This is a genomic window from Burkholderia sp. A2 (assembly GCF_001729305.1).
Classification (GTDB): domain Bacteria; phylum Pseudomonadota; class Gammaproteobacteria; order Burkholderiales; family Burkholderiaceae; genus Burkholderia; species Burkholderia sola.
Genome location: NZ_LZXX01000057.1, coordinates 78890 through 102715 on the forward strand (window position 1 = coordinate 78890; position 23826 = coordinate 102715).

At 70.9% G+C, this 23826-nt stretch carries 26 protein-coding genes; 17 read left to right on the forward strand and 9 right to left on the reverse strand.

The annotated features are described in order from the left end of the window. Positions 1 to 19: 19 nt before the first annotated feature. Positions 20 to 1291 (forward strand): Zn-dependent hydrolase, encoded by a 1272-nt coding sequence (locus A9Z05_RS04620; protein ID WP_069617075.1) that lies wholly within the window; start codon positions 20 to 22, stop codon positions 1289 to 1291. 24 nt (positions 1292 to 1315) lie between these two features. Continuing rightward, a complete protein-coding gene (locus A9Z05_RS04625) occupies positions 1316 to 2338 on the forward strand; it encodes a histone deacetylase family protein (RefSeq protein WP_069617076.1) in 1023 nt (340 codons plus the stop codon). A 102-nt stretch (positions 2339 to 2440) separates the two neighbouring features. On the opposite strand, the gene A9Z05_RS04630 is transcribed toward A9Z05_RS04625, so the two are convergent. Both A9Z05_RS04630 and A9Z05_RS04635 read right to left on the reverse strand, forming a co-directional pair. After that, positions 2441 to 3646, reverse strand: coding sequence for an MFS transporter (locus A9Z05_RS04630; protein ID WP_089434805.1), 1206 nt, complete (start codon positions 3644 to 3646; stop codon positions 2441 to 2443). Positions 3647 to 4139: 493 nt separating this feature from the next. Continuing rightward, the gene (locus tag A9Z05_RS04635; protein ID WP_069617078.1) at positions 4140 to 5051 is read right to left on the reverse strand and encodes a LysR family transcriptional regulator; all 912 of its coding nucleotides are present in this window, start codon (positions 5049 to 5051) and stop codon (positions 4140 to 4142) included. 162 nt (positions 5052 to 5213) lie between these two features. Here A9Z05_RS04635 and A9Z05_RS04640 point away from each other — a divergent pair, with 162 nt between their 5' ends. Beyond that, positions 5214 to 6134, forward strand: a complete 921-nt coding sequence (locus A9Z05_RS04640; protein WP_069617079.1) for a pyridoxal-phosphate dependent enzyme — start codon at positions 5214 to 5216, stop codon at positions 6132 to 6134. 252 nt (positions 6135 to 6386) lie between these two features. On the opposite strand, the gene A9Z05_RS04645 is transcribed toward A9Z05_RS04640, so the two are convergent. Continuing rightward, positions 6387 to 7598, reverse strand: a complete 1212-nt coding sequence (locus A9Z05_RS04645; protein ID WP_069617080.1) for a DUF2242 domain-containing protein — start codon at positions 7596 to 7598, stop codon at positions 6387 to 6389. A gap of 115 nt (positions 7599 to 7713) precedes the next feature. Next, on the reverse strand, positions 7714 to 8607 hold the full coding sequence (locus A9Z05_RS04650) for a LysR family transcriptional regulator (RefSeq protein ID WP_069617081.1): 894 nt from the start codon (positions 8605 to 8607) through the stop codon (positions 7714 to 7716). A gap of 110 nt (positions 8608 to 8717) precedes the next feature. On the opposite strand from A9Z05_RS04650, the gene A9Z05_RS04655 reads away from it, so the two are divergent. Together A9Z05_RS04655 and A9Z05_RS04660 are read left to right on the forward strand one after the other, a co-directional pair. Further along, entirely contained in the window at positions 8718 to 9473 is a 756-nt protein-coding gene (locus A9Z05_RS04655; RefSeq protein ID WP_069617082.1) for a TerC family protein, read from the forward strand. A gap of 86 nt (positions 9474 to 9559) precedes the next feature. Beyond that, positions 9560 to 9862: a zf-TFIIB domain-containing protein gene (locus A9Z05_RS04660; RefSeq protein ID WP_069617083.1), complete on the forward strand. Its 303-nt coding sequence runs from the start codon at positions 9560 to 9562 to the stop codon at positions 9860 to 9862. A gap of 113 nt (positions 9863 to 9975) precedes the next feature. Here A9Z05_RS04660 and A9Z05_RS04665 read toward each other — a convergent pair whose 3' ends face one another. Beyond that, complete coding sequence (locus tag A9Z05_RS04665; RefSeq protein ID WP_069617084.1) at positions 9976 to 10386, reverse strand: Hsp20/alpha crystallin family protein; 411 nt, start codon at positions 10384 to 10386, stop codon at positions 9976 to 9978. 16 nt (positions 10387 to 10402) lie between these two features. Then, the gene (locus A9Z05_RS04670) at positions 10403 to 10843 is read right to left on the reverse strand and encodes an Hsp20/alpha crystallin family protein (RefSeq protein ID WP_069617085.1); all 441 of its coding nucleotides are present in this window, start codon (positions 10841 to 10843) and stop codon (positions 10403 to 10405) included. A gap of 247 nt (positions 10844 to 11090) precedes the next feature. Between A9Z05_RS04670 and A9Z05_RS04675 the strand changes: the two genes are divergently transcribed. Further along, entirely contained in the window at positions 11091 to 12008 is a 918-nt protein-coding gene (locus A9Z05_RS04675) for a 3-hydroxyacyl-CoA dehydrogenase NAD-binding domain-containing protein (protein ID WP_069617086.1), read from the forward strand. Between the two features lie 37 nt (positions 12009 to 12045). On the opposite strand, the gene A9Z05_RS04680 is transcribed toward A9Z05_RS04675, so the two are convergent. Next, entirely contained in the window at positions 12046 to 12330 is a 285-nt protein-coding gene (locus A9Z05_RS04680; RefSeq protein ID WP_069617087.1) for a DUF4148 domain-containing protein, read from the reverse strand. A gap of 151 nt (positions 12331 to 12481) precedes the next feature. Then, the gene (locus A9Z05_RS04685) at positions 12482 to 13330 is read right to left on the reverse strand and encodes a LysR substrate-binding domain-containing protein (RefSeq protein WP_069617088.1); all 849 of its coding nucleotides are present in this window, start codon (positions 13328 to 13330) and stop codon (positions 12482 to 12484) included. A gap of 329 nt (positions 13331 to 13659) precedes the next feature. Here A9Z05_RS04685 and madL point away from each other — a divergent pair, with 329 nt between their 5' ends. From madL to A9Z05_RS04740, 11 genes are all read left to right on the forward strand, one after another. Beyond that, positions 13660 to 14055, forward strand: a complete 396-nt coding sequence (gene madL / locus A9Z05_RS04690) for a malonate transporter subunit MadL (RefSeq protein ID WP_006485307.1) — start codon at positions 13660 to 13662, stop codon at positions 14053 to 14055. An 11-nt stretch (positions 14056 to 14066) separates the two neighbouring features. Further along, on the forward strand, positions 14067 to 14834 hold the full coding sequence (madM, locus tag A9Z05_RS04695) for a malonate transporter subunit MadM (protein ID WP_027808885.1): 768 nt from the start codon (positions 14067 to 14069) through the stop codon (positions 14832 to 14834). A gap of 131 nt (positions 14835 to 14965) precedes the next feature. After that, positions 14966 to 16612 (forward strand): malonate decarboxylase subunit alpha, encoded by a 1647-nt coding sequence (gene mdcA / locus A9Z05_RS04700; RefSeq protein ID WP_069617089.1) that lies wholly within the window; start codon positions 14966 to 14968, stop codon positions 16610 to 16612. An 11-nt stretch (positions 16613 to 16623) separates the two neighbouring features. Beyond that, positions 16624 to 16938, forward strand: a complete 315-nt coding sequence (gene mdcC, locus A9Z05_RS04705) for a malonate decarboxylase acyl carrier protein (protein WP_069617090.1) — start codon at positions 16624 to 16626, stop codon at positions 16936 to 16938. Then, complete coding sequence (locus A9Z05_RS04710) at positions 16935 to 17870, forward strand: biotin-independent malonate decarboxylase subunit beta (RefSeq protein ID WP_069617091.1); 936 nt, start codon at positions 16935 to 16937, stop codon at positions 17868 to 17870. Before mdcC ends, A9Z05_RS04710 begins: the two co-directional genes overlap by 4 nt. Continuing rightward, the gene (gene mdcE, locus A9Z05_RS04715; protein ID WP_069617092.1) at positions 17857 to 18564 is read left to right on the forward strand and encodes a biotin-independent malonate decarboxylase subunit gamma; all 708 of its coding nucleotides are present in this window, start codon (positions 17857 to 17859) and stop codon (positions 18562 to 18564) included. The genes A9Z05_RS04710 and mdcE overlap by 14 nt, the downstream gene beginning before the upstream one ends. Continuing rightward, entirely contained in the window at positions 18551 to 19219 is a 669-nt protein-coding gene (gene mdcG, locus A9Z05_RS04720) for a malonate decarboxylase holo-[acyl-carrier-protein] synthase (RefSeq protein ID WP_069617093.1), read from the forward strand. Before mdcE ends, mdcG begins: the two co-directional genes overlap by 14 nt. Beyond that, positions 19216 to 20082 (forward strand): triphosphoribosyl-dephospho-CoA synthase MdcB, encoded by an 867-nt coding sequence (gene mdcB / locus A9Z05_RS04725; protein WP_069617094.1) that lies wholly within the window; start codon positions 19216 to 19218, stop codon positions 20080 to 20082. The genes mdcG and mdcB overlap by 4 nt, the downstream gene beginning before the upstream one ends. Then, complete coding sequence (locus tag A9Z05_RS04730) at positions 20079 to 21011, forward strand: acyltransferase domain-containing protein (RefSeq protein WP_069617095.1); 933 nt, start codon at positions 20079 to 20081, stop codon at positions 21009 to 21011. Before mdcB ends, A9Z05_RS04730 begins: the two co-directional genes overlap by 4 nt. 117 nt (positions 21012 to 21128) lie before the next feature. After that, the gene (locus tag A9Z05_RS04735) at positions 21129 to 21650 is read left to right on the forward strand and encodes a phospholipase D-like domain-containing protein (RefSeq protein WP_069617096.1); all 522 of its coding nucleotides are present in this window, start codon (positions 21129 to 21131) and stop codon (positions 21648 to 21650) included. A 125-nt stretch (positions 21651 to 21775) separates the two neighbouring features. Next, the gene (locus tag A9Z05_RS04740; RefSeq protein WP_069617097.1) at positions 21776 to 22423 is read left to right on the forward strand and encodes a phosphoribosyltransferase; all 648 of its coding nucleotides are present in this window, start codon (positions 21776 to 21778) and stop codon (positions 22421 to 22423) included. A gap of 7 nt (positions 22424 to 22430) precedes the next feature. Here A9Z05_RS04740 and A9Z05_RS04745 read toward each other — a convergent pair whose 3' ends face one another. Further along, positions 22431 to 23648: a polyhydroxyalkanoate depolymerase gene (locus A9Z05_RS04745; RefSeq protein ID WP_069617098.1), complete on the reverse strand. Its 1218-nt coding sequence runs from the start codon at positions 23646 to 23648 to the stop codon at positions 22431 to 22433. Between the last annotated feature and the right edge of the window lie 178 nt (positions 23649 to 23826).

Sequence of the window (23826 nt, forward strand, 5' to 3'; positions counted from 1 at the left end):
GAATCGATCCGGAATTGCGATGAACGACCTGCTTGAAATCGACGGCGCCCGCCTGTGGCAGAGCCTGGCCGACATGGCGGGCGTCGGCGCGACCCCGCGCGGCGGCGTGCGGCGCGTCGCGCTCACCGATGACGACCGGCGCGGGCGCGACCTGTTCGCGCAATGGTGTCGCGACGCGGGGCTGACTGTGAGCGTCGATGCCGTCGGCAACCTGTTCGCGCGGCGCGACGGCGCCGATGCGCACGCCGCGCCGGTGCTGATCGGCAGCCATCTCGACACGCAGCCCGAGGGCGGCCGCTTCGACGGCGTCTATGGCGTGCTCGCCGCGCTCGAACTCGTGCGCACGCTGAACGACGCGGGCATCGCGACCGACAAGCCGCTCGAGATCGTGTCGTGGACCAACGAGGAAGGCGCGCGCTTCGCGCCGGCAATGCTCGGCTCGGCCGTATTCACGGGCGCGCTGCCGCTCGACGACGCGCTCGCGAAGCAGGACGCCGACGGCGTCACGCTCGGCGCGGCGCTCGACGCATGCGGCTATCGCGGCACGCGCGCAACGGGCGGCGCGGTCGACGCGTATTTCGAGGCGCATATCGAACAGGGGCCCGTGCTCGAGGCGAACGGCACGACGATCGGCATCGTCACCGGCGGGCAGGCGATCCGCTGGCTCGACGTGACGGTGACGGGCGTGGCCGCGCACGCCGGCACGACGCCGATGCCGTATCGCAAGGACGCGTATTTCGCGAGTGCGCAGATCGCGCTCGAACTCGAACGGATCGTCGCCGGCCATGCGCCGCGCGGGCTCGCGACGATCGGGCGGGTCGGCATCCGCAACGCGTCGCGCAACACGATCGCCGGCGAGCTGACGTTCACGGTCGACCTGCGTCATCACGACGATGCCGAAGTCGACGCGATGGAGCGCGACCTGCGCGATGCGTGCGCTCGCATCGCCGTCGTGCGCGGCGTGCAGGTGGCGATCGACACCTGCTGGCGCAGCCCCGCGACGCCGTTCGATCCCGATTGCGTCGGGCTGGTCGCGCGGGCGGCCGCCGCGTTCGGCTACACGCACGAGCGGATCGTGAGCGGCGCCGGCCACGATGCGATCCTGCTCGCGCGCCGTTTCCCGACCGCGATGGTGTTCATTCCGTGCGTCGACGGCCTGTCGCACAACGAAGCCGAGGACGCATTGCCCGACGACGTGACGCGCGGCGCGAACGTACTGCTCCATGCGGTGCTGGCGCGCGCGGGCATCGCGGCGCGCGTCGACGCGGCGGCCGCCGCGCACGGCGCCTGATCCGGCGAATCGACGAGGACTACGATGAAAACCTATTTCCATCCCGAACAATTGCTGCACCATCCGCGCAGCTACCTGTCGCGCGGCCGGATGCGCGAACCGCAGGAAGTGCCCGAGCGCGCGGCGCGGCTCGTCGCGGCCGTCCGGTCGCTCGACTTCGACGTGCGCGAGCCGGCCGACCGCGGCACCGCGCCGATCGCGGCCGTGCACGACATGAACTACCTGCGCTTTCTCGAGGACGCGCACCGCGACTGGAAGCAGATGCCCGACGACTGGGGCGACGAAGTGATGTCGAACGTGTTCGTGCGCGATCCGAACCCGCTGCGCGGCGTGCTCGCGAAAGCCGCGCGCTATCTCGCCGACGGTAGTTGCCCGGTGGGCGCGAATACGTGGCGCGCGGCGTACTGGTCCGCGCAGGGTGCGCTGGCCGCGGCGGCCGACGTCAACGACGGCGCACGCGAAGCCTACGCGCTGTGCCGGCCGCCCGGCCATCATGCGCGCCGCGACGCGGCCGGCGGCTTCTGCTACCTGAACAACGCGGCGATCGCCGCGCAGGCGCTGCTCGGCCGCCATCGCCGCGTCGCGATTCTCGATACCGACATGCATCACGGGCAGGGCGTGCAGGAGATTTTCTACGGCCGCGACGATGTGCTGTACGTATCGATTCACGGCGACCCGACCAACTTCTACCCGGTCGTCGCGGGCTACGAGGAAGAGACGGGCGCGGGCGCCGGCGACGGCTTCAACCTCAATCTGCCGATGCCGCACGGCGCGCCGGAGTCGACGTTCTTCGCGCGGCTCGACGACGCGCTGCGCGCGCTCACGCGCTTCCAGCCCGATGCGCTCGTGCTCGCGCTCGGCTTCGACATCTACAAGGACGATCCGCAATCGCAGGTTGCGGTCACGACCGACGGGTTCGGCCGACTCGGCGGCGCGATCGGCGCGCTCGGCTTGCCGACGGTGATCGTGCAGGAGGGCGGTTACCACCTCGAGAGTCTCGACGCGAACGCACGCGCGTTCTTCGGCGGGTTCGCCGCTCGGCGCTGACCGGGCCGTCGAACCGACCGCGCGCCGACAATGAAAACGGCCGCATGACGCGGCCGTGAGAATGCGTGCGGACGGTTCCGGATGGTCCCGACGTGCCCGCGCTTACGAATTCGCGGCGGCCGGCGAGCGGCGGCGCTGCGTGACCTGCAGCATGACGAGGGCGAGCCCGGCGGCGGCGATCAGCGCGCCGACGAGCGGCACCGCCGCGTAGCCGAACCCGGCCGAAATCGCCGCACCGCCGGCGGCGGCGCCCACCGCGTTGCCGAGATTGAACGCGCCGATGTTGACGGCCGACGCGAGGCCCGGCGCTTCGTGGGCCGCACGCATCACGCGCATCTGCAGCGGCGGCACCACCGCGAACGTCGCGATCCCCCAGACCAGCAGCGTGACGGCGGCGCCTGCATGGGTGGCGGCGAGCAGCGGGAACGCGGCCATCGTCGCGATCAGCAGCAACAGGAAGCCGATCAGCGTGCCGTCGAGCGAGCGGTCGGCGAGGCGCCCGCCCGCGATGTTGCCGATCGAGAAGCCGACGCCGATCAGCACGAGCATCGCGGTCACGAAGCCGGGCGTGGCGCCCGTCAGGTGTGCGAGCGTCGGCGCGACGTACGTATAGAGCGTGAACATCGCGCCGGCGCCGAGTACCGTCGTCGCGAGCGCGCCGAGCACGACCGGGCGCGTGAGCACGGAGAGTTCGGCACGCAGGTCCGGCATCTTGCCGGCTTCGCCCTTCGGCAGCGCGGCGAACAGGCCGGCGATCGCGACCAGGCCCAGGCCGGCGGTCGCCGCGAACGACATGCGCCAGCCGATGATCTGGCCGAGCCAGGTCGCGGCCGGCACGCCGCCGACATTCGCGATCGTCAGCCCCATGAACATCGTCGCGACCGCGCTGGCCTGCTTCTCGCGCGGCACGAGGCTCGCGGCGACCACCGAGCCGAGCCCGAAGAACGCGCCGTGGTTGAGGCTCGTCACGAGGCGGGCGAGCAGCAGCGTCGTGTAGTCGGGTGCGGCGGCCGACAGCAGGTTGCCGATCGTGAAGATCGACATCAGCGCGATCAGCGCGGAACGACGCGACCAGCGCGCGAGCAGCAGCGTCATCAGCGGCGCGCCGACCATCACGCCGATCGCATACGCGCTGATCAGCATGCCGGCTTGCGGAATCGACACGTGCACGCCGTCGGCGATCACGGGCAGCAGGCCCATCGGCGAGAACTCGGTCGTGCCGATGCCGAACGCGCCGGCGGCGAGCGCCAGCAGCGGCAGCGCGGCGCTGCCGCCCGGGCGGGACGGAGAAGAAGTCGTGGGGTTCACGCGGCGGGCTCCTGTAAGCGGGGGACAACGGCACGAAGCCATTGAGGACAGCCCGAAGTGTGCCTGCATTACTTTTGCGGAAAAAGCCGCATCCAGACGAAATTATCTTGATTTCATGTCAACAATGCGGCGCGCGGGCGGCGTGTGGGGCGTGACTCGACACGCAACAGCAAAAAAGCCCCGACCACAGGGGGTCCGTGGCCGGGGCGGAAACGCATCCTCTCTTTGGCACGAGGGGTTGGATGCGCGGGCAGTATATTTCGGGCCAGGACGATTCGAATCGGCGTTAAACGGCCGTTTTGGGTGTCAATTTGAAAATAGCGTCGTCGTGACGCCGTCTGTCGGCGTTCTGAAAGAATTTTCGGTGACACGGCGGTGTCGTTTAGTGTGCAAAAACAGCGAAAACGGCGAGATGGCGGAAAGGCGATTCCGTCCATCGGCCGGCGCTGCCGGTCGCGTCGCCCGGCCGCGCGCCGATGCGCCCGGCGTACGTTCAGCCCGGTTCGCCGGCCGCGTCGCGGACCGCCGCGAGAAACCGCGCGACGACGGGCGACGGGGCCGCCGCCGCGCCGTCGAACACGAACTCGATGTCGAAGCGGCTCGCGAGCGCGTCGAGCGCGACGAGCCGGACCGTGCGCGGGCAGGTCGGCGACGCACTTTCCGGCACGAACGCGCAACCCATTCCGGCCGCGACGAGGCCGATCAGCGTCGGGATGTCGCTGCCGACCTGCGCGATGCGCGGCGTGAAGCCGGCCTGCTCGCATTGCGTCATCAGGAACCGGTGGTGCGCGGCGGAGCGCTGCGCATCGAACCAGACGAACGGCTCGTTCGCGACGTCGGCCAGCGTGCGCGGCGCGACGAAGCGGCCGCCCGGCGGCGCGGGCATCGCGAGCACGAAGCGGTCGCTCAGCAGCCGCACGCCCGTCAGGTGCGGCGCTTCCTCGCGACGCCACGCCATGATCCCGGCGTCGAGCTGGCCGCGCATCAGCGCGCTCGCCTGTTCGGCCGACAGCATCGGCGCGATCGACAGTTTCACGTCCGGGCACGCGTCGCGAAACGCCTTGAGGACGTTCGCGACGACCGGCAACGGCAGGCAGTTCGGCAGCGCGCCGAGCCGCAGTTCGCCGAGCTGGCCGGCCGCGCTGCGCAACGCGCGCTCGCGGCTGTCCTGCAGCATCGCGAGCAGGCCGGTCGCATCGCGCAGGAAGCTCGTCCCGGCCGCCGTGAGCGTGACGCCGGTCGCGCGACGGATCAGTAGCGGCGTGCCGATCGCGTCCTCGAGCTCGCGGATCTGCCGCGACAGCGCGGGTTGCACGATGCCGGCCGCGCGGGCGCCGGCCATCACGCTGCCGGCCTGGGCGACGGCGACGAAGTAGCGCAGGTGACGCAGTTCGATCTGGCGCATGCGGTGTCGGGTCTGGGGTGTGGATATGCCTGTGAAGCATAGCAAAAGCCATCCGATGGTATTGGAAAGCATGGCGGGCCTGCCGTACGATGACCGTCATTGCCGCATTCGCGTCGTCGCGCGTCGCGTGCGTTTCCTCCCTTCCTCATTGCGTTCCGTCCCATGCCGCTTCATATCCCGACCCCTTATATCCGCTCGCCGATCGCGTCCCGCCGGCTCGGCACGTCCATCCGGCTGAAGCTCGAGGCGCTGCAGCCGTCGGGTTCGTTCAAACTGCGCGGCGTCGGCGCCGTCTGCGAGGCACGGCACGCCGCCGGCGCGCGGCGATTCGTGTCGTCGTCGGGCGGCAACGCGGGCATCGCGGTCGCGTACTGCGGCCGCGAGCTCGGCGTGCCGGTGCGCGTCGTCGTGCCGGAAAGCACATCGGCGCGGGCGCGCGAGCTGATCCGCGTCGAAGGCGCGGAACTCGTCGTGCACGGCGCGAGCTGGGCCGAGGCGAACGCGTTCGCGCAGTCGGGGCTCGACGCGCACGACGCGTTCGTGCATCCGTTCGACGATCGGGCGCTGTGGGACGGCCACGCGACGATGATCGACGAGATGGCGGCGGCCGGCCCGAAACCCGACGCGGTCGTGCTCGCGGTCGGCGGCGGCGGTCTGCTGTGCGGCGTGCTCGAAGGGCTCGCGCGCAACGGCTGGCACGACGTGCCGGTCGTCGCCGCTGAAACGAAAGGCGCCGACTGCTATGCGCGCTCGATCGCGCAGGGGCGCCCGGTCGAACTGGCGGCCATCTCGAGCATCGCGACGACGCTCGGCGCGAAGCGGCCGTGCGACGCGGCGGTCGAATGGGCGACACGCCACGCGATCCATCCGGTCGTCGTGTCCGATGCCGACGCGGTGGCTGCGTCGCTGCGGTTTCTCGACGAACACAGGATCGTCGTCGAGCCCGCGTGCGGCGCGGCGCTGGCCGCACTGGAGCGGCCGGTGCCGGTGCTCGCGTCGGCCGCGGACATCGCTGTGATCGTCTGCGGCGGCGTGACCACGACCGTCGAGGATCTGCAGACGCTGCGCGCGACGTTGCGGTAGGCGCGGGCGCCGACGAGCAGCGCGGTCGCGGGACGGCGGATCGCTTGCGATTGTCGCGCGCGGTGACGGCGAGCCTGGCGCGTGCATGGCGAACCGTCACGCGTCGACGTTGCCTTACCGTCAATCCCGCCCGGACATACGCGGCCGGCGCACGGCCGGATGGGCGGAAACGACCTCAGGGAATCATGCGGAAGGGCGACGTACCGTCGCGCCGCGCCGCATGCGGCCGGGCGCAACGGTACGGGAGCGCGATCAATTTGCGGTGGGTGCGCCCACGCCGGACGGCGTGGACGATGCGACGGGGTTGGCGGCAGCCGGCGCAGGCGATGCGCTTGACGGCGGCGATGCCGAGGTCGATGCGGACGTGGATGTCGCTGACAAAGACGCGGCCGAGGACGAGGACGAGGACGAGGACGAGGACGGCGTAACGGTGGCCGCTGCTGCCGCTGGCGCCGAAGCAGACGCGGGCGCGGAAGCCGGCGCGGCCGTCGAACCGGAGGTCGACGAAGGTGCGGGCGCGGTTGCCGGACCGGAAACCGGCTTAGGCGCCGAAGCCGGCGCAGCAGCCGAAGCGGGAGCCGGCGCAGGGGGCGACACAGGCGCCGGGCCAGCAGCCGAAGCCGGCGCGGGTGCCGAAGCCGCCGCGGGGGCCGCTCCCGAAGCCGGCACCGGCCCGGACGCCGTCGTCGGCGCCGCAGCGCGCATCGCAGCCGGCGCCGCGACGGCCGATGCCGCGGCCGGCACGGCATTCGCGCCCGAACCCGGCGCGACACCCGTCGCCGAAAGCGGCACCGGCGCCGCGGGCGGCGTCGGCACGACCGGCGTCGTCATCTTCATCGGTTCGCCCTGCGGGGTCGGCGCCGGCTCCGGCAGCGGCGCAACGGGCTCCTTCTCGGCGGCCTTCACGGTCGCGCGGTCGCGGCGCGCCGGATCGATCTTCAGGAAATGGTCGACGAGCGTGAAGAAGCGCTCATAGAACACGCCGGCGGGAATCGTCTCGCTCGCGGTCTTGACGAGCGCGTCGTCGCTCGACCCGATCGGCAGCGACAGCGAGCCGAACACGCTGAGGCCCACGCTGGCCGACGTATTCGATTTCTTCAGCGTATAGCGGTCCTGCACCGCGTTCACGTACGCGATGCTCGACGCGCCGTCCGCGGTCGCGTCCGCGCACACGACGTGAAACTCGATCACGACGTGCATGTCGTTGCTCGGCTGGAAATTCTTGCTGCCGTCGACCGCGTCGTTGCGCGATGACGACACCACGTAGCCCTGGCTCAGCAGCGCGCGCCGCGCGGCCTCGCAGGCCGCGTCGGATTTCGCGTGGAACGTATGCGCGTACGGGCTGGTGGCCGCGTCGAACTGTTCCTGCTGGTAGATCGGCTTGGGCGGCGACGAGCATGCCACCAGCACGGTCGCGGCCGCGAGCGCGCACGAAACGGAAAACAGGCGAAATCGGTTGTGCATGGCGTCTTTCAGAAGGCTCGGCGAGAGGCGGCGCAAGGGGAGTGCCCGGATTGATGCGGCGCACATCTCGTATGGCCGGGGCGACATTATAGTTTCGTTTGATGTCGCGCTCGCTTCAGTCGACCGGCGCGCCGCGCGGCGCGGCCAGCAATTGCGCCGTCAGCGGATGATGTTCGCCGCGCCGGGAGCGGATCGCGTGGATCTCCTCGGTCACGTCGCCCGCGCGCCCGAGCCGCCTGAGCCCGCGCAGCAGCGACGCATCGTTCGCGCCGAGTTCGCTCAGCGGAAACACGCCGAGGCCGCGCGCCGCGAACACGGCCATCAGCGCGCTGTCCTCGAACTCGCCGGCCACGCGCGGCATGATCCGCTCGCTTTCCAGCCACACGTCGAGACGCACGCGCAATGCCGAATGCGCGGTCGGCAGCAGCACCGGAAGCTCGGCCAGGCAGTGCGGAAAGCGCTGCCGCGCGGCCGGCGTGACGAGCGCCGCGGGCCCGTACCAGTCGACCGGCGACGCGACGAGCCGCTCGCTCGTCACGCGCAGGTTCGACCCGGACGGCGCGCCTTGACCGGCCAGCACGAGATCCAGGTGGTGCAGCGCGAGTTCCGCGAGCAGCGCGTCGTGCTCGCCTTCGTGACACAACAGCCGCAGCGTGGGCGTGTCGAGCACCGGGGCCAGGATCGCGTGCGCGGCGAGCTTGGAGATGCCGTCCGCGAGGCCGACCGCGAGCCGCACGGTCGGCTGGCTGGCCGCCGCGCGCACGTCGTCGGGAATCAGCCGGCCCATTTCGAAGATGATTTCCGCGCGCGCAAAGGCGGCCTGCCCGGCGTCGGTCATCGCGACGCCGCGCCCGGCCGGGCGCAGCAACGGGTGCCCGAGCGCTTTCTCCAGCTCGCGCACCTGCGCGCTGATCGTCTGCACGGCCATGTCCAGCCGGCCGGCCGCGCGCGCGAAGCCGCCTTCCTTCACGACGACCCAGAAATAGTACAGATGGCGAAAATTCAGCATTGGAGCGCGACATATCGAAAAAACCGAACTTGAAGTCAGATTCTCGCTGATTTTTCCGAAGTGCGGGTCGTCATATCATCAGGCTTTCCACTTTCGTATCGGCCCATCCCATGGACTACCTGCTGACGCTTGCCACCGACCCCGCCGTCTGGGCCGCGCTCCTGACGCTCGTCGTGATGGAAGTCGTGCTCGGCATCGACAACCTGATCTTCATCTCGATCCTCAGCAACAAGCTGCCCGAAGCGCAGCGCGCCCGCACGCAGCGCCTCGGCATCGCGCTCGCGCTGGTGATGCGCCTCGCGCTGCTCGGCAGCGTCGCGTGGATCGCGAGCCTGACCGAACCCGTGTTCACGCTGTTCGCCCATGCGTTCTCGTGGCGCGACATGATCCTGCTGTCGGGCGGCCTGTTCCTCGTGTGGAAGGCGACCACCGAGATCCATCACCACGTGTCGCACGACGGCGACGGCGCGGGCGGGGCCGCCGGCGCGGCCGGCCTGACGATGTGGGCCGCGATCGGCCAGATCGTGATGCTCGACATCGTGTTCTCGATCGACAGCATCGTGACCGCGATCGGCATGACCGAGCACGTTCCGATCATGTTCGTCGCCGTGATCATCGCCGTGAGCGTGATGCTGTTCGCCGCGCAGCCGCTCGCACGCTTCATCGACCGCAACCCGACGATCGTGATGCTCGCGCTGTCGTTCCTGGTCGTGATCGGCATGACGCTGATCGCCGAAGGGTTCGGTTCGCACGTGCCGAAGGGGTACATCTACGCGGCGATGGCGTTCTCGGCGTTCGTCGAGGGCATGAACATGCTGGCGCGGCGCGCGAAGGCGAAGCGGGCCGCGCACGTGGCGCGCGACTGAGCCGGCGCGCGTGACGCCGGCCGCCGCGGCGGCTCGCGCGCCTCATACGGAATCCGGATGACATTCGCACGGAAAGGAGAAATGCGATGAAATGTCCTGTCTGCAAGACGCCCGACCTGCTGATGGCCGAGCGCCAGTCGATCGAGATCGACTACTGTCCGACCTGCCGCGGCGTGTGGCTCGATCGCGGCGAACTCGACAAGCTGATCGCCCGCGAAACTGGTGACGCGCCGGCTCGCCGCGACGCCGCGCCGGCGCAACACGATGCGCACGCGCCGCGCGAGCGCGGCGACGGCTGGGGGCGCGACGGCCGCTCGCACGACGAGCGATACCGGCACGACGGCCGGCGCCGCAAGAAGTCGGTGTTCGATCTGTTCGATTTCGATTGAAGCTGCCGTCCGCGCGCCTGAGCGCGCGCGGCCCGATGCAAAAAAAGCCTCGCCCGGCATCGTGCCGGAGCGGGGCTTTTTCATGCGCGTCGCGTCAGGACACGCGTCGGCCCTTACGCGTTGCCGACCGTCACGTCGATGCGGCGCGGACGCGTTTCCTCGCGGCGCGGGATCGTCAGCGTCAGCACGCCGTCACGCAGGTTCGCGTCGATCCTCGACGTGTCGAGATCGGCGCTCAGCACGAACGACCGTGCATAGCGCGTCGCGCGCACTTCCGCGTGTCGCACGCGCAGATCGGCCGGCGTGTCGATATGCGTCGCGGCTTCGATCGTCAGCGTCGTGTCGTGCACCTTCACGTCGAGGTTCTCGCGCGGCACGCCGGGCAGATCGGCCCGCAGCGTGACGCCGCGCGCGTCCTCGACGATGTCGACGGACGGGGTGATCGCGGGCCGGCGCACGGCTTCGGCGGCGGCAGCGTGAACGGTGCTCGGTTGGCGTTCGGCCAGGGTCGGGTTCGTGTTCATGTCGGTATCCTGAAGATTACTGAATGGTGATCGCACGCGGCTTCGATGCTTCGCGCCGGCCGACGCGAATCAGCAGGCAGCCGTTCTCGTAGCGGGCGCTGACCTGGTCGGGGTCCGCGTCGCGCGGCAGTTCGACCACGCGGCGGAACGCGCCGTGAAAGCGCTCCTGCGCATACGTGCGTACGTCGTCGCCCTCGGTGCGCGGCGCCGGTTTGCGCTCGCCGCTGATCGTCAGCAGATCCTTGTCGATCGACACGTCGAAGTCGGCCGCGGCCATGCCGGGCGCGAACGCGACGATCTCGATCGCGTCGTCGGTCGCGCCGACGTTGAGTGCGGGAAACGTACCGGCGCGCCCCGCGCGGATGCCGGACGGACGTTCGCCGAGCAGGCTCGTCATCTGCCGCTGCAGGCGGGCGAATTCGTCGAACAGGTCATAGCCGTGATGGATACCGCTCATGTTGGTCCTCCTGAACAGGGAACGCGGGAGACGTGACGGCGCGACGCCTGCGGCGGGCGCGACGGGTGGCTCCACGGGGTCGATACGGGGGCGGTGCGTTGCATGCGGCACTGCCAGCCGACGCTTAATTAGTGGCCGTCGCCGCGCATTTCAAGAGGCAAGATGCAATCCGCGTCGACGCGTGCGCGGGGGATTCGATGCGACAATCGCCGCGGCATATCCGCAGACCAAACTACACGGGACAACCATGGACATTCGACGTATCGCGATCGTCGGCGCCGGCGTGATCGGCGCGAGCTGGGCCGCTTTCTACCTGACGCAAGGCTTCGACGTCGTCGCGACCGACCCGGCGCCGCAAGCCGATGCGCGGCTGCGCGACGCGCTTGCCGCCTTCCTCGGCGAGCGGGCCGCCGAACTTTCCGCGCGGCTGTCGTTCGACGCCGATCTCGTGCGCGCGCTGGACGGCGTCGACTTCGTGCAGGAGAACGGCCCCGAGCGGCTCGACCTGAAGCGCGCGCTTTACCGGCAGATGGACGACGTGTTGCCCGCGCACGTGCCGATCGCGTCGAGTTCGTCGGGCCTGAAGATGTCCGATATCCAGACCGCGTGCGCGAAGCATCCGGAGCGCTGCCTGATCGCGCATCCGTTCAATCCGCCGCACCTGATCCCGCTCGTCGAGCTGGTCGGCGGCGACGCGACCGCCCACGACGTGATCGCGCGCGTGAAGCAGTTCTACGATGCGCTCGGCAAGCAGACGATCGTGCTGAACAAGGAGATGACCGGCCACGTCGCGAACCGGCTCGCGGCCGCGCTGTTCCGCGAGGTGTATCACCTCGTCGGCGAAGGCGTCGTGAGCGTCGCCGATGCGGACAAGGCCGTCGCGTGGGGGCCCGGCCTGCGCTGGGGGCTGATGGGGCAGTGTCTGACCTATCACCTCGGCGGCGGCGCGGGCGGGATCGCGCATTTCCTCGAACACCTGTCGGGGCCGATCACGAGCTGGTGGGACGACCTCGGCGCGCCGTCGTTCGATCCGGAAGTCGATCGCAAGCTGACCGACGAGCTGCGCGCGATCCAGGGCGAGCGCTCGATGCAGGAACTGGCGGCGGAGCGCGACCGGTTGCTCGTCGAACTGATCGACGCGCGGCGCCGCAGCTTCCTGCCCTGATCCCGATCCCGTCGCGCCGGCGCGACGGCGGCGCCGGTCATTGCTGCGACGTCGCCTGGCTGGCGGGCGGCACGTGGGCCAGCCAGGCGGGGCTCACGGCCTGCACGAGTTCGCGGTTGCGTGCACGGGTCGCGGCGTTCGGCGGGTAGTTGCCGTCGTTCGTCGGCAGTTCGCCGTCGAGATAGGCTTGCTTGAGCTGGTCGATGACTTCGGCGCGCGTCAGGCCCTGTTGTGAGGGGGCCGACGCGTCGGTCTGGGCAAAGGCGGGGGACAGCAAGGCGGCTGCAGCGGTCGCGACGGCGAATCGCAGGGCGTTGTTCATGGCGGGCTCCGATCGAGGGGACGGGGTACCGGCGCGCGCGGCGATGCGCGGTGCGTCCGGATGGGGCCCATTGTCGCGAGCGGGTGCTGCGCGGACGATGACGCGTTCCGGGCAAAGCTGTCAGGTGCGGTCGCGCCCGCGCGCAGTGCCGTTACAGCTCGGCCGCCGCCGTGATCAACGTGGCTTCCAGCGCGAGCGTCGAGCGCGACGCGGCCGCCGGGCGATCGATCACGTATTCGAGTTCGCCGAGTTCCGGCAGCCCCGCGTCGAGCCGCGCGAGCCCGGCCGGGATCACGTAGCCGGCGAATGCGCTGACGCCGAGCCCTGCGCTCGCGGCCGCCCGCAGCACCGCGATGCTGCTGCTCACGACGGCGATCCGGTACGGCCGCCCGATGGCCTCGAGCGATTCGAGCACGCGGCGGCGCGACACGCTCGGCTCCGGATGCATCGCGAGCGGCAGCACGGCCTCGTGGCCGGTGATCCGCGAATCGGGGCCGGTGCACCAGTACAGCGGTTCGCTGCGGATCACGCGGCCGCGCCGGCTGCCGGCGATGCGTTTCGCGAACACGAGATCGTGCCGGCCCTCGTCGAGCGCGTCGAACAGGTCGCCCGACAGTCCGGTCGAGATCGCGAGCTCGACGTCCGGGTTGCGCTGCACGAAGCTCGCGAGCGCGGCCGTCAGGTGCGCCGACGCGAAATCCTCCGACATCGCGAGCCGCACCTTGCCCGACAGCGGCGGCCCGCATACCGACGTGACGGCCTCGTCCATCAGTTCGAGGATGCGCACCGCGTAGCGGAACAGCGCGTCGCCGTGCTGCGACAGGTGCACGTTGCGCGTGTCGCGCTCGAACAGCGGCCGGTCGAGCAGCTCCTCGAGCCGGCGGATATGCTGGCTGACGGTCGACTGCGACAGGTTCACGCGCTCGGACGCGGCGGTGAAGCTGCCGGACTGGGCGACGGCGACGAAGCTGCGCAGCAATTCGGGCGGTAACGGACGCATTGCTAAATCCACTGAATCGGTTTCGACAACTTCATAAATGGCCGGATTTTGCGGCGCTAGTATCGGATCACGCGCCAGTGCGGCCTCCGCGAACGAGGGGCACCGGACGCGTAGCCCGTGTCGCGCCGCCGGCTGCATCGATCAGTCTAAGCCATCCGGCGTCCGGCCCGAACCCGCATCATCCCATCGACCCCGAGAACGCGCTCGCACGACGAGCCGCCGGGCCGCGGCGCCCCGCCGCAGGAGACACACAGTCCGCCCGGGATCGGCGTGCGGGCCTGGCTCCCGCACGCGTCAGGCGCCCGTCACGAAGAGACTGGAGACGACTCATGATCATCTACGGAACCGCGCTGCTGGCGTTCTGCCACCTGGCCGGACTGTTCCTCGGCGACCTGCTCGGCAGCGCGATCGGCGTGAAAACCAACGTCGGCGGCGTCGGCATCGCGATGCTGCTGCTGATCTGCCTGCGCCTGTGGCTGCACCGGCGAGGCTGGCTGCCGAAGGAGACCGAGGCGGGCGTCGGCTTCTGGGGCGCGATGTATATCCCGGTCGTCGTCGCGATGGCCGCGAACCAGAACGTCGTCGCCGCGCTCAAGGGCGGGCCGGTCGCGCTGCTGGCCGCCGTCGGCGCGGTCGCGATCTGCGCATGCTGCATCGCGGTACTCGCGCGCACGGGCCGCGACGACACGGCCTTCGCGGGCGTGCCGCAATTCGAAGAACAATAACGGAGGCCGCCATGCTGCAGATGCTCGAAAAAACCGTCGCCCACAACGGGCTCGTCGCGTCGTTCGCGCTGGTCGGCCTGATCATGTGGCTGTCGTCGATCGCGTCGCGCAAGCTCACGTTCGGCCGCGTGCACGGCTCGGCGATCGCGATCGTGATCGGCCTCGTGCTCGCCTACGTCGGCGGCGCCTTCACCGGTGGCGAGAAGGGGCTGGCCGACGTCAAGCTGTTCGCCGGCATCGGCCTGATGGGCGGTGCGATGCTGCGCGATTTCGCGATCGTCGCGACCGCGTTCGAAGTGCAGCCGACCGAGGCGCGCAAGGCCGGGCTCGTCGGCGTCGTGTCGCTGCTGCTCGGCACCGTGCTGCCGTTCATCGTCGGTGCGTGCGTCGCGCGCGCGTTCGGCTATACCGACGCGGTCAGCATGACGACGATCGGCGCGGGCGCCGTCACCTACATCGTCGGGCCCGTCACGGGCGCGGCGATCGGCGCGAGCTCCGACGTGATCGCGCTCAGCATCGCGACGGGGCTCGTGAAGGCGATCATCGTGATGGTCGGCACGCCGGTCGCGGCCAACTTCATGGGCCTGAAGACGCCGCGCTCCGCGATGATCTTCGGCGGCCTCGCCGGCACCGTCAGCGGCGTGAGCGCGGGGCTCGCCGCGACCGATCGCCGGCTCGTGCCGTACGGCGCGCTGGTTGCGACGTTCCACACCGGCGTCGGCTGCCTGCTCGGGCCGTCGCTGCTGTTCTTCACGACGCGCGCGCTGGTCGGCGCGTAGGGCAATGCGACGCGGCCCGCGTGCGGGCCGCATCCATCGCGGCGTCCTCTGAGTCGCATTCTGCAACATCATCAATCGGCGGCGGCGCCAGGCTTAGAATGCCGCTGAACCATCGAAGCGGAGAACTGTTCATGACCGGATGGAATCACGCGCGGCAGGCGCGCGATGCACGCGTCGCGGCCGGCGCGGCGTACGCGCAGGGCAAGCGGGTCGACGCGCGCGACACCGTCGCGTTGCTCGAAGCGGTGCTGCGGCCCGGCGACCGCGTGTGCCTCGAAGGCGACAACCAGAAGCAGGCCGATCTGCTCGCCACCGCGCTCGCCGACGTCGACAGCGCCAAGATCCACGGCCTGCACATGGTGCAGTCGGGCGTCGTGCTGCCCGAGCACCTCGACGTGTTCGAGCGCGGCATCGCGACGCGTCTCGACTTCGCGTATTCGGGCCCGCAGTCGCAGCGCATCGCGAAGCTGCTGTTCGGCGGCAAGATCGCGCTCGGCGCGGTGCATACCTATCTCGAGCTGTTCGCCCGCTACTTCATCGACCTCACGCCGCAGGTCGCGCTGATCGCGGCCGTGAGCGCCGATCGCGACGGCAACCTGTACACGGGCCCGAACACCGAGGACACGCCGACCGTCGTCGAAGCCACCGCGTTCAAGGACGGCATCGTGATCGCGCAGGTCGACCGCATCGTCGACAAGGTGCCGCGCGTCGACATCCCGGGCGACCGCGTGCATTTCGTCGTCGAGGCCGGCCGGCCGTTCTACGTCGAGCCGCTGTTCACGCGCGACCCGGCCGCGATCACCGAGACGCAGATCCTCACCGCGATGCTCGCGATCAAGGGCCTCTACGAGCCGTACGGGATCAAGCGCCTGAACCACGGGATCGGCTTCAACACCGCCGCGATCGAGCTGCTGCTGCCGACCTACGGCGCGAAGCTCGGGCTGAAGGGCAAGGTGTGCACGCACTGGGCGCTCAATCCGCACCCGACGCTGATTCCCGCGATCGAATCGGGCTGGGTCGAGCAGATCCACTGTTTCGGCTCCGAAGTCGGGATGGACGACTACATCCGCGCGCGCTCCGACGTGTGGTTCACGGGCCCCGACGGGTCGCTGCGCTCGAACCGCGCGTTCTGCCAGACGGCCGGCCTCTATGCGTGCGACATGTTCATCGGCTCGACGCTGCAGATCGACCTGTCCGGCCATTCGTCGACGGTTACCGCCGAGCGCATCGCCGGCTTCGGCGGCGCGCCGAACATGGGCAGCGACGCGCGCGGCCGGCGCCATCCGAGCGAGCCGTGGCTGAAGGCCGGCGCGGAAGCCGACCCCGACACGCCGGCGGCGCTGCGGCGCGGCCGCAAGCTGGTCGTGCAGATCGGCGAGACGTTCGGCGACAAGAACGTGCCGATGTTCGTCGAGAAGCTCGACGCGCTGAAGCTTGCCGACAAGCTGCAGCTCGACCTCGCGCCGATCATGGTCTACGGCGACGACGTCACGCACATCGTCACCGAGGAGGGCATCGCGAACCTGCTGATGTGCCGCGACAAGGACGAACGCGAGCACGCGATCCGCGGCGTCGCCGGCTATACGGACGTCGGCCGCGGCCGCGACCGGAAGATGGTCGAACGGCTGCGCGAGCGCGGCGTGATCCGCCGCCCGGAGGATCTCGGCATCGATCCGCTCGACGCCGACCGCCGCTGGCTCGCCGCGCGTTCGATCAAGGATCTCGTGCACTGGTCGGGCGGGCTCTATGCGCCGCCGGCCCGGTTCCGCAACTGGTGAGGAAGAGGGGCATGGAACAGTTGAACTATCGCTTCACCGCGCGCGAACGCGCGAAGGGCGAACGGGCCGCGGCGCTCGTCGGCGTGGTCGCGTCCGGCAATCTCGAGGTGCTCGTCGAGCGCGTGCTGCCGGGCAACGAATGCGAGATCGACATCCGCACCGCGGCCGTCGGATTCGGCGCGGTCTGGCAGGCGGTCGTGTCGGATTTCGTCGAACGGCGCACGCCGGGCGGCCTGAAGCTGTCGATCAACGACGGCGGCGCGCGGCCCGACATGGTGTCGCTGCGGCTCGCGCAGGCCGTGCGCGCGATCGAGGGGGATGCATGATGAGCGACACGATCCACGACGCACCGGCGTTCGTCGCGAATGCGGCGAGCTGGTATGAAGCATCGGCGCGGCAGCGTATCGACGGGCTGCTCGACGCGGGCAGTTTCGGCGAATTCCTCGGGCCGGCCGAACGCGTGACGAGCCCGCACCTGCCGCTGTTCGGCCTGCCGCAGCAGTTCGACGACGGGATGGTGGTCGGCCACGGCCGGCTCGACGGCAAGTCGGTGTTCGTCGCCGCGCAGGAAGGCCGTTTCATGGGCGGCGCGTTCGGCGAAGTGCACGGCGCGAAGCTCACCGGGCTGCTGCGTGCCGCGCGTGAAGTCGGCAAGCCGGTGCTGATCCTGTTCGATACGGGCGGCGTGCGGCTGCAGGAAGCGAACGCGGGCGAGCTCGCGATCGCCGAGATCATGCGCGCGCTCGTCGAAGCGCGTGCGGCCGGCGTGCCGGTGATCGGGCTGATCGGCGGCCGCGCGGGCTGCTACGGCGGCGGCGGCTTGCTCGCCGCGTGCTGTTCGGCGCTCGCGGTGTCGGAGCAGGGGCGCATCAGCGTGTCGGGGCCTGAAGTGATCGAGACCAATCGCGGCGTCGAGGAATTCGACTCCAAGGATCGCGCGCTGATCTGGCGCACGATGGGCGGCAAGCACCGGCGGCTGATCGGCGGTGCCGATCGGTACGTGGCCGATACGCCGGACGCGTTCCGCGCGGCGGCGCTCGACCTGATCGATCGCGCGCCGACGTTCGATGCGGCGATGCTGCGCGCGGAGCAGGCGCGTCTCGACGCGCGGGTCGAACGGTTCGGCGGCTGCAAGGATGCGCTCGACGTGTGGCGCATGCTCGGGGCCGACGCGCCGGAAGCGATCCCCGGGATGCCCGACCAAGAATTTGCGAAGCTCGCCGATCAACTGCAGGAGCCGCGGCATGACGCTCGATGAAGTACTGAACTCGCTGTTTCCCCGAGGCCATTCGATTGCGCGCAATGGTGGCCTGCTGACGGGCCACGCGGAACTGGCCGGCACGCGCGTCGACGTGATCGGTGTGACCGACCGCTTGCCGTTCGGCATCGACGAGGCGCTGACGCTCGCGTCGCGCGTGCTCGACACGGTCGCGCGCGGCGGCGATACGCCGATCGTCGTGCTGGTCGACAGCGACAGCCAGCGGATGAGCAAGCGCGACGAATTGCTCGGCCTGAACGAGGGGCTGTCGCATCTCGCGAAGTGCCTGATGCATGCGGATCTCGCCGGGCACCGGACGATCGGCGTGCTGTACGGTCACACGGCCGCGGGCGCGTTCATCGCGACCGCGCTCGCGACCCGCACGCTGCTCGCGGTGCCGGGCGCCGAGCCCGAGGTGATGGACCTGCCGTCGATGTCGCGCGTCACCAAGCTGCCGATCGACGTGCTGAAGGAGATGGCGCGTTCGACAGCGGTGTTCGCGCCGGGGCTCGACAACCTCGTGAAGATGGGCGCCGTCGACGCCGTGCTCGATCCGTCCCACGCGCTCGACGCACAGGTCGGCGAGTGGCTCGGCAAGCCGGCCGAGCGCGTCGATCGGCGCGCGGCGCGCGGCCGGCCGGTCGCGACCGACGTCGCCGCCCGCGTCGAGGCACTCGCGCGTGCCGCACGCTGAGCTGCCGCTGCGCCGCCACACGCTCGTCACGCTGACGGCGGCCGGGTGGGACGCGGCCTTTGCCCGCGATCCCGCGCTCGCGGGCGAGTCGTTCTTGCGCGCATGGGCCGAACGCGGGTGGCCGCTGATCGTGCGTCGCGCGTCGCCGGATGAAGCCGATGCCGGTCGCGTGCCGCTCGGCCTGCCGCTGCCGCCGTCGGCGGGCAAGCGGCGCATCGCGCTGAACGTGGCCGCCGACGCGCTCGCGACGGTCGGCCCGCTGCCTGCGTTGGCGGACGTACTCGCCGCCGCGCCCGCCGCGTGGCATGCGCCGCTGCGCGAGCTCGATGCGCTCGGCGCGCGCTGCGGCGCGCAGGGCCGCGTGTTCGGCAGCCTCGCCTGGCAGGCGCTGACCGGCGAGCCGTACCTGAGCGCATCGTCCGATCTCGACATCGTGTTCCCGCTGCCGGACGCCGCGTCGCTCGCGCCGCTGCTCGACGGTCTTGCGGCGATCGACGCGCACGCGCCGATGCGCATCGACGGCGAACTGCTGCGCGACGACGGCGCTGGCGTCAACTGGCGCGAACTGCACGCGCGGTTGCCCGAAGTCGCGGTGAAGACCGCGATGGCCGTCGAATTGATGCGCGCCGATGCATTCATCGGAGGCACGGCATGAGCGCCCGGAGTGCGTGCCGCGTGGCGGTGCCGTCGGCTGCCGAGCGCGTCGCCGCGCTGGCCGAGCGCAGCCTCGTGCTCGAGATCGACACCTATCCGAAGCCGGGCCTCGTCAGTCACGTCGACACCGGCAGTCACGCGGACATGGATGCCGCGACGTTCGCGCGCAGCGCCGCCGTGCTGCGGCCGTACTTCGCGGAACTCGCCGACGCGGGCGCACGCGACGCCGACATGGCCGTGCTGCGCAAGATCGGCCTGCGTGCCGAGCACGCGATGCTCGCCGCGACCGGCGGCGTCAATACGCATCGTGGCGCGATCTTCGGCCTCGGGCTGCTGTGCGCGGCCGCCGGCCGGCGCGCGATGCCGGGCGCGATGCCGGCCGGGACGACGCTCGGTGCGTTCGTGTCGCGCCGCTGGGGCGTCGAGATCCTCGGCGGCCCGCGTTTGCCGGACAGCCACGGCGAGCGCGCGAGCCGCCGCTACGGTGTCGGCGGTGCGCGTCGCGAGGCCGCCGACGGCTTCCCGACCGTGTATGCGATCGGACTGCCCGCGCTGCGCCGCGCACGGCGCGATCTGCCGGGCGATCCGGAAGCCGCGCGCGTCGCCGCGTGCTTCGCGCTGATCGCCGCGCTCGACGACACGAATCTGCTGCACCGGGGCGGCCGGGACGGCCTCGATTTCGCCCGCGCGACCGCCCGTGCGTTCGTCGCGCGCGGCGGCGTGCGGGCGCGCGACTGGCGGCTGCGCGCGGCGGCCGCGCATCGTGCGTTCGTGGCGCGCCGGCTGAGCCCGGGCGGCGCGGCCGACCTGCTCGCGATGAGCGTATTCGTCGATGCGCTCGAAGCCGAAGGGCATGCGCGATGACGCTGGCCATCCTGTGCTCGGGGCAAGGCGCGCAGCGCGCCGACATGTTCGATCTGACCGGATCGGCGCCGCAGGCCGACGCACTGTTCGCGCATGCGGGCCGGCTGCTCGGCGAAGATCCGCGCACGTGGGTCCGGCAGGCCGGGCCCGACACGCTGCAGGAAAACCGGGTCGCGCAGATCCTCTGCACGCTCCAGGCGCTCGCGGCGGCCGCGCTGCTCGACGCGGCGTGGCCGCGCCGGCGCTGCGTCGCGGGCTACAGCGTCGGCGAGGTCGGCTCGTGGAGCGTCGCGGGGATGATCGACCCGCACGATGCGCTCGACCTGGCCGATGCGCGTGCACGCGAGATGGATGCCGTGAGCGGCGGCGACGAGCGGATGGCGTTCGTGCGCGGCCTGACGCGGGCGCAACTGGCGAAGCTGTGCGACGGTCGCGACGCGGCCATCGCGATCGCGAACCCCGGCGACGCGTTCGTGGTCGCCGGGCGGCAGGCCGATGTCGACGCCGTGGCCGACGACGCGGCGCGCGCCGGCGCGCTGCGTGTCGCGCCCGTGTGCGTGCGGATCGCGTCGCATACGCGTCGGCTGGCGGCGGCCGTGCCGGCATTCCGCGCGACGCTGGCCGCGACGCGCGTGCGCCGGCCGTTGCCCGGCACCCGGCTGTTCTCGGGGATCGATGGCGCGTCCGTACTCGATGTCGACGCGGGCCTCGACAAGCTCGCGCGGCAGATCGCGGAGCCGGTCGAGTGGGCGGCCTGTCTTGCCGCATGCGTGGAGGCCGGCGCGACCGCGTTTCTCGAACTCGGCCCCGGGCGCGCGCTGGCCGAGATGGCCGGTGGCGCGTATCCCGCGTTGCCCGCGCGCAGCCTCGCGGATTTCCGTTCCGTCGACGGCGTGACGAGCTGGCTTGCGCGCGTCGCGGCCGGCTGATCGACGGGTCGGAACCCGGGTCGAAACACAGCGGCCGGGCACCTGTTCCGTACTGTGTGTTGCGTCGGCGCAGCAGCGTCGCAGCCGCCTCTTGTCATGCGAATTGGCGTCGCTACAATGGCGCCCGCCATGAGACCAGCCGCCTTCTTGCTCGCCGCGTTCTGCTGCGCGACGAGCGTCCACGCCAGCCAGATTCCGTCCGATGCCGCATCGGTCGGCACGTACTTTTCGTATGACAACGCGGCGGCCGACGCGACCGTCGATCTGATCGAACAGGCGCAGCGCCGCGTGCTGCTGGCCGGCTATACGCAGGTGCCGCCGGCCGTCGCGAGCGCGCTGCGGGCGGCTCGCGCACGGGGTGTCGAGGTGCGCGTCGTGCTCGTACGTTCGCCGCGTGCGGGCAAATACAGTGGCGCCGGCTATCTGAAATCGGCGGGCATCGACGTCGCGATCGATTCGCGGCACGGCGGCCCCGCGTCGCGTTTCGTGATCGTCGACGACAGCGTCGCGCTGACGACGTTGTCCGACGGCGCGGCCGAGCACGCCGACACGGTGAACGTGTTCCGGCGCGCGCCCGAACTCGCGCAGTCCTACGCGCAGTCGTTCTGGCGGCTGTACCGGCAGGCCGCCGGTCTCTGATCCTTTCCCGCGGCGCGTCGCGCGCCGGTATGACCCTGCTTGCATCGACGCGATCGATGAACCATGCTCGTTGACAGGCGTCGGCGCGGGTTGCGCGCGCCCGGCGCAACGGCAGGGAGCCGATCGTGATCGAAAGCAGTTTTGCCGATCGCGCCGATGCCGGCCGCCAGCTGGCCGACGCGTTGCGCGAATACGCGGGGCGAACCGATGTCGTCGTGCTCGCGCTGCCGCGCGGCGGCGTGCCCGTCGCGTATCCGGTCGCGTGCGCGCTGCGCGCGCCGCTCGACGTGCTGGTCGTGCGCAAGCTCGGCGTGCCGTTCGACCCCGAGCTCGCGATGGGCGCGATCGCGACGGGCGGCGCGACGCATCTGCAGCGTTCGGTGATCCGCGCGATGGACGTATCGGATGCGCAACTCGCCGACGTGATCGCGCGCGAGACGGCCGAACTGCAACGCCGCGAAGCGCTGTACCGCGGCGCGGCGCCGCCGCTGGCGGTGGACGGACGCATCGCGATCGTCGTCGACGACGGTGTCGCGACCGGCGCGTCGATGCGCGTCGCGCTGCAGGCGCTGCGCGAGCGCCGCCCGGCGCGCATCGTCGCGGCGGTGCCGGTCGCGCCGGCGGGCGCGGCGCATGCGTTCGACGGCCTGGCCGACGCATTCGTCGCGGTGTCGCAGCCGGCGCGGCTTCTCGGGATCAGCCAGTTCTACGCGCGCTTCGAGCAGACGAGCGACGACGAGGTGCGCGCGCTGCTCGACGCGGCGCGCCCCTGACGCGTCGTCACGTCCGACGGTTCCGGCGCGGGCGCGGTCGGCCGGTTTCCGCCTGCGCGAACACGCGCTGCATCGCCGGATGGACGTTGCCGTGCCAGCGTGGCCCCGTGAACAGCCCGTAGTGATCGCAATCGTCGACGTCGACGCGATGGCGCGCATCGGCCGGGAGGCCGCTGCACAGGTCGAGCGCCGCATGCGTCTGGCCGGCGCCCGTGACCGCGTCGCGGGCGCCTTCGACGGTCAGCAGCGCGACGTCGCGCAACGCGGCGGGTTCGACGCGCCGGCCGCGCACGTGCCACGCACCGGTCGCGAGCAGCATGCGCTGGAACACGACGTCGACCGTATCGAGAAAATAGTCGGCCGGCATGTCGAGCAGCGCGGTGTATTCACGCAGCGCCCGCCGTGCGTCGGCGAGCCCGGCCATGTCGAAGCGGGAAGCGGCCAGCGCGTAGGTCTCGATCAGCGTCAGGAAGCGTTGCGGATACAGGAGCGCGATCTCGCCCTGTTGCAGGTAGGTCGGGAACACGTGGCGGCCGTGTCCCGCGAAGCCGGGCGGCACGATGTCGATCAGATGGCGCCGGCACCAGTCGAGCGAATGGGCGGCCGCCGCGGCGCCGAGCGCGCTCGGGTTCAGCCGCGCATCGAGCGGGCCGCCGATCAGCGTGATGCTCGCGGGCGGCGCAAGGCCGCGAGCGGCCCGCAACGCGAGCGCGCCGAGCGCGGGAACGGTCGCCTGACACACGGCGACGACGTGCAGCGGCCGATCGTCGTGCTGGAGCGCGTCGACGAAGCCGTCGAGCATCGCGACGTACTCGTCGAGCCCGAAGCGTCCTGCCGCGAGCGGCACGTCGCGCGCATTGCGCCAGTCGGTCACGCAGACGTCGCCATCGGCGAGCAGCGTTTCGGCGGTTTCCCGCATCATCACGGCCGCGTGCCCGACGAGGGGCGCGCACAGCAGCACCGTGCGGCGCGCGTCGGCGTGCGCGAAACGCCGCAAGTCGCAAAACGGCGTATGCGCGACGACCTGCTCGCCGACGTCGGGCCACGCGAGGTCGAAGCCCGGCGGCGCGGCCTGCGGCCCGAGCAGCGGTTCGAACAAGTCGTCGTAACACGACGACGCGGCATGCGGCAGCGACGCCGCCGGCCATGCGTCGAACGCGTATCGCGTCGCCGCGCGCCACGCGCGCATCCATTCCCGCTGCTGCTCGACGACGGCATACCACATGGCGGACCCTGGGGCGGAAGGAGCGTGAATCTGCATTATGGTCGCAGGGGGCGGGCAGTGCGAGCCCGATACGCGGCTCGCTGATGCGCGTCAAGCGCGCGGGCACGCAAGGGTCCGTTATTGGCGTGAACAGACCCTAGGCGCCGCCGCGCGACGCTGCTACAGTCGTCGGTCCCAT

Bases quoted from the DNA above. Each gene is read 5' to 3' on its own strand.
- A9Z05_RS04620 (WP_069617075.1), top strand. From the start codon at position 20: ATGAACGACCTGCTTGAAATCGACGGCGCCCGCCTGTGGCAGAGCCTG.
- A9Z05_RS04625 (WP_069617076.1), top strand. From the start codon at position 1,316: ATGAAAACCTATTTCCATCCCGAACAATTGCTGCACCATCCGCGCAGC.
- A9Z05_RS04635 (WP_069617078.1), bottom strand. From the start codon at position 5,051: ATGCGCCAGATCGAACTGCGTCACCTGCGCTACTTCGTCGCCGTCGCC.
- A9Z05_RS04640 (WP_069617079.1), top strand. From the start codon at position 5,214: ATGCCGCTTCATATCCCGACCCCTTATATCCGCTCGCCGATCGCGTCC.
- A9Z05_RS04645 (WP_069617080.1), bottom strand. From the start codon at position 7,598: ATGCACAACCGATTTCGCCTGTTTTCCGTTTCGTGCGCGCTCGCGGCC.
- A9Z05_RS04650 (WP_069617081.1), bottom strand. From the start codon at position 8,607: ATGCTGAATTTTCGCCATCTGTACTATTTCTGGGTCGTCGTGAAGGAA.
- A9Z05_RS04655 (WP_069617082.1), top strand. From the start codon at position 8,718: ATGGACTACCTGCTGACGCTTGCCACCGACCCCGCCGTCTGGGCCGCG.
- A9Z05_RS04660 (WP_069617083.1), top strand. From the start codon at position 9,560: ATGAAATGTCCTGTCTGCAAGACGCCCGACCTGCTGATGGCCGAGCGC.
- A9Z05_RS04665 (WP_069617084.1), bottom strand. From the start codon at position 10,386: ATGAACACGAACCCGACCCTGGCCGAACGCCAACCGAGCACCGTTCAC.
- A9Z05_RS04670 (WP_069617085.1), bottom strand. From the start codon at position 10,843: ATGAGCGGTATCCATCACGGCTATGACCTGTTCGACGAATTCGCCCGC.
- A9Z05_RS04675 (WP_069617086.1), top strand. From the start codon at position 11,091: ATGGACATTCGACGTATCGCGATCGTCGGCGCCGGCGTGATCGGCGCG.
- A9Z05_RS04680 (WP_069617087.1), bottom strand. From the start codon at position 12,330: ATGAACAACGCCCTGCGATTCGCCGTCGCGACCGCTGCAGCCGCCTTG.
- A9Z05_RS04685 (WP_069617088.1), bottom strand. From the start codon at position 13,330: ATGCGTCCGTTACCGCCCGAATTGCTGCGCAGCTTCGTCGCCGTCGCC.
- madL (WP_006485307.1), top strand. From the start codon at position 13,660: ATGATCATCTACGGAACCGCGCTGCTGGCGTTCTGCCACCTGGCCGGA.
- madM (WP_027808885.1), top strand. From the start codon at position 14,067: ATGCTGCAGATGCTCGAAAAAACCGTCGCCCACAACGGGCTCGTCGCG.
- mdcA (WP_069617089.1), top strand. From the start codon at position 14,966: ATGACCGGATGGAATCACGCGCGGCAGGCGCGCGATGCACGCGTCGCG.
- mdcC (WP_069617090.1), top strand. From the start codon at position 16,624: ATGGAACAGTTGAACTATCGCTTCACCGCGCGCGAACGCGCGAAGGGC.
- A9Z05_RS04710 (WP_069617091.1), top strand. From the start codon at position 16,935: ATGATGAGCGACACGATCCACGACGCACCGGCGTTCGTCGCGAATGCG.
- mdcE (WP_069617092.1), top strand. From the start codon at position 17,857: ATGACGCTCGATGAAGTACTGAACTCGCTGTTTCCCCGAGGCCATTCG.
- mdcB (WP_069617094.1), top strand. From the start codon at position 19,216: ATGAGCGCCCGGAGTGCGTGCCGCGTGGCGGTGCCGTCGGCTGCCGAG.
- A9Z05_RS04730 (WP_069617095.1), top strand. From the start codon at position 20,079: ATGACGCTGGCCATCCTGTGCTCGGGGCAAGGCGCGCAGCGCGCCGAC.
- A9Z05_RS04735 (WP_069617096.1), top strand. From the start codon at position 21,129: ATGGCGCCCGCCATGAGACCAGCCGCCTTCTTGCTCGCCGCGTTCTGC.
- A9Z05_RS04745 (WP_069617098.1), bottom strand. From the start codon at position 23,648: ATGTGGTATGCCGTCGTCGAGCAGCAGCGGGAATGGATGCGCGCGTGG.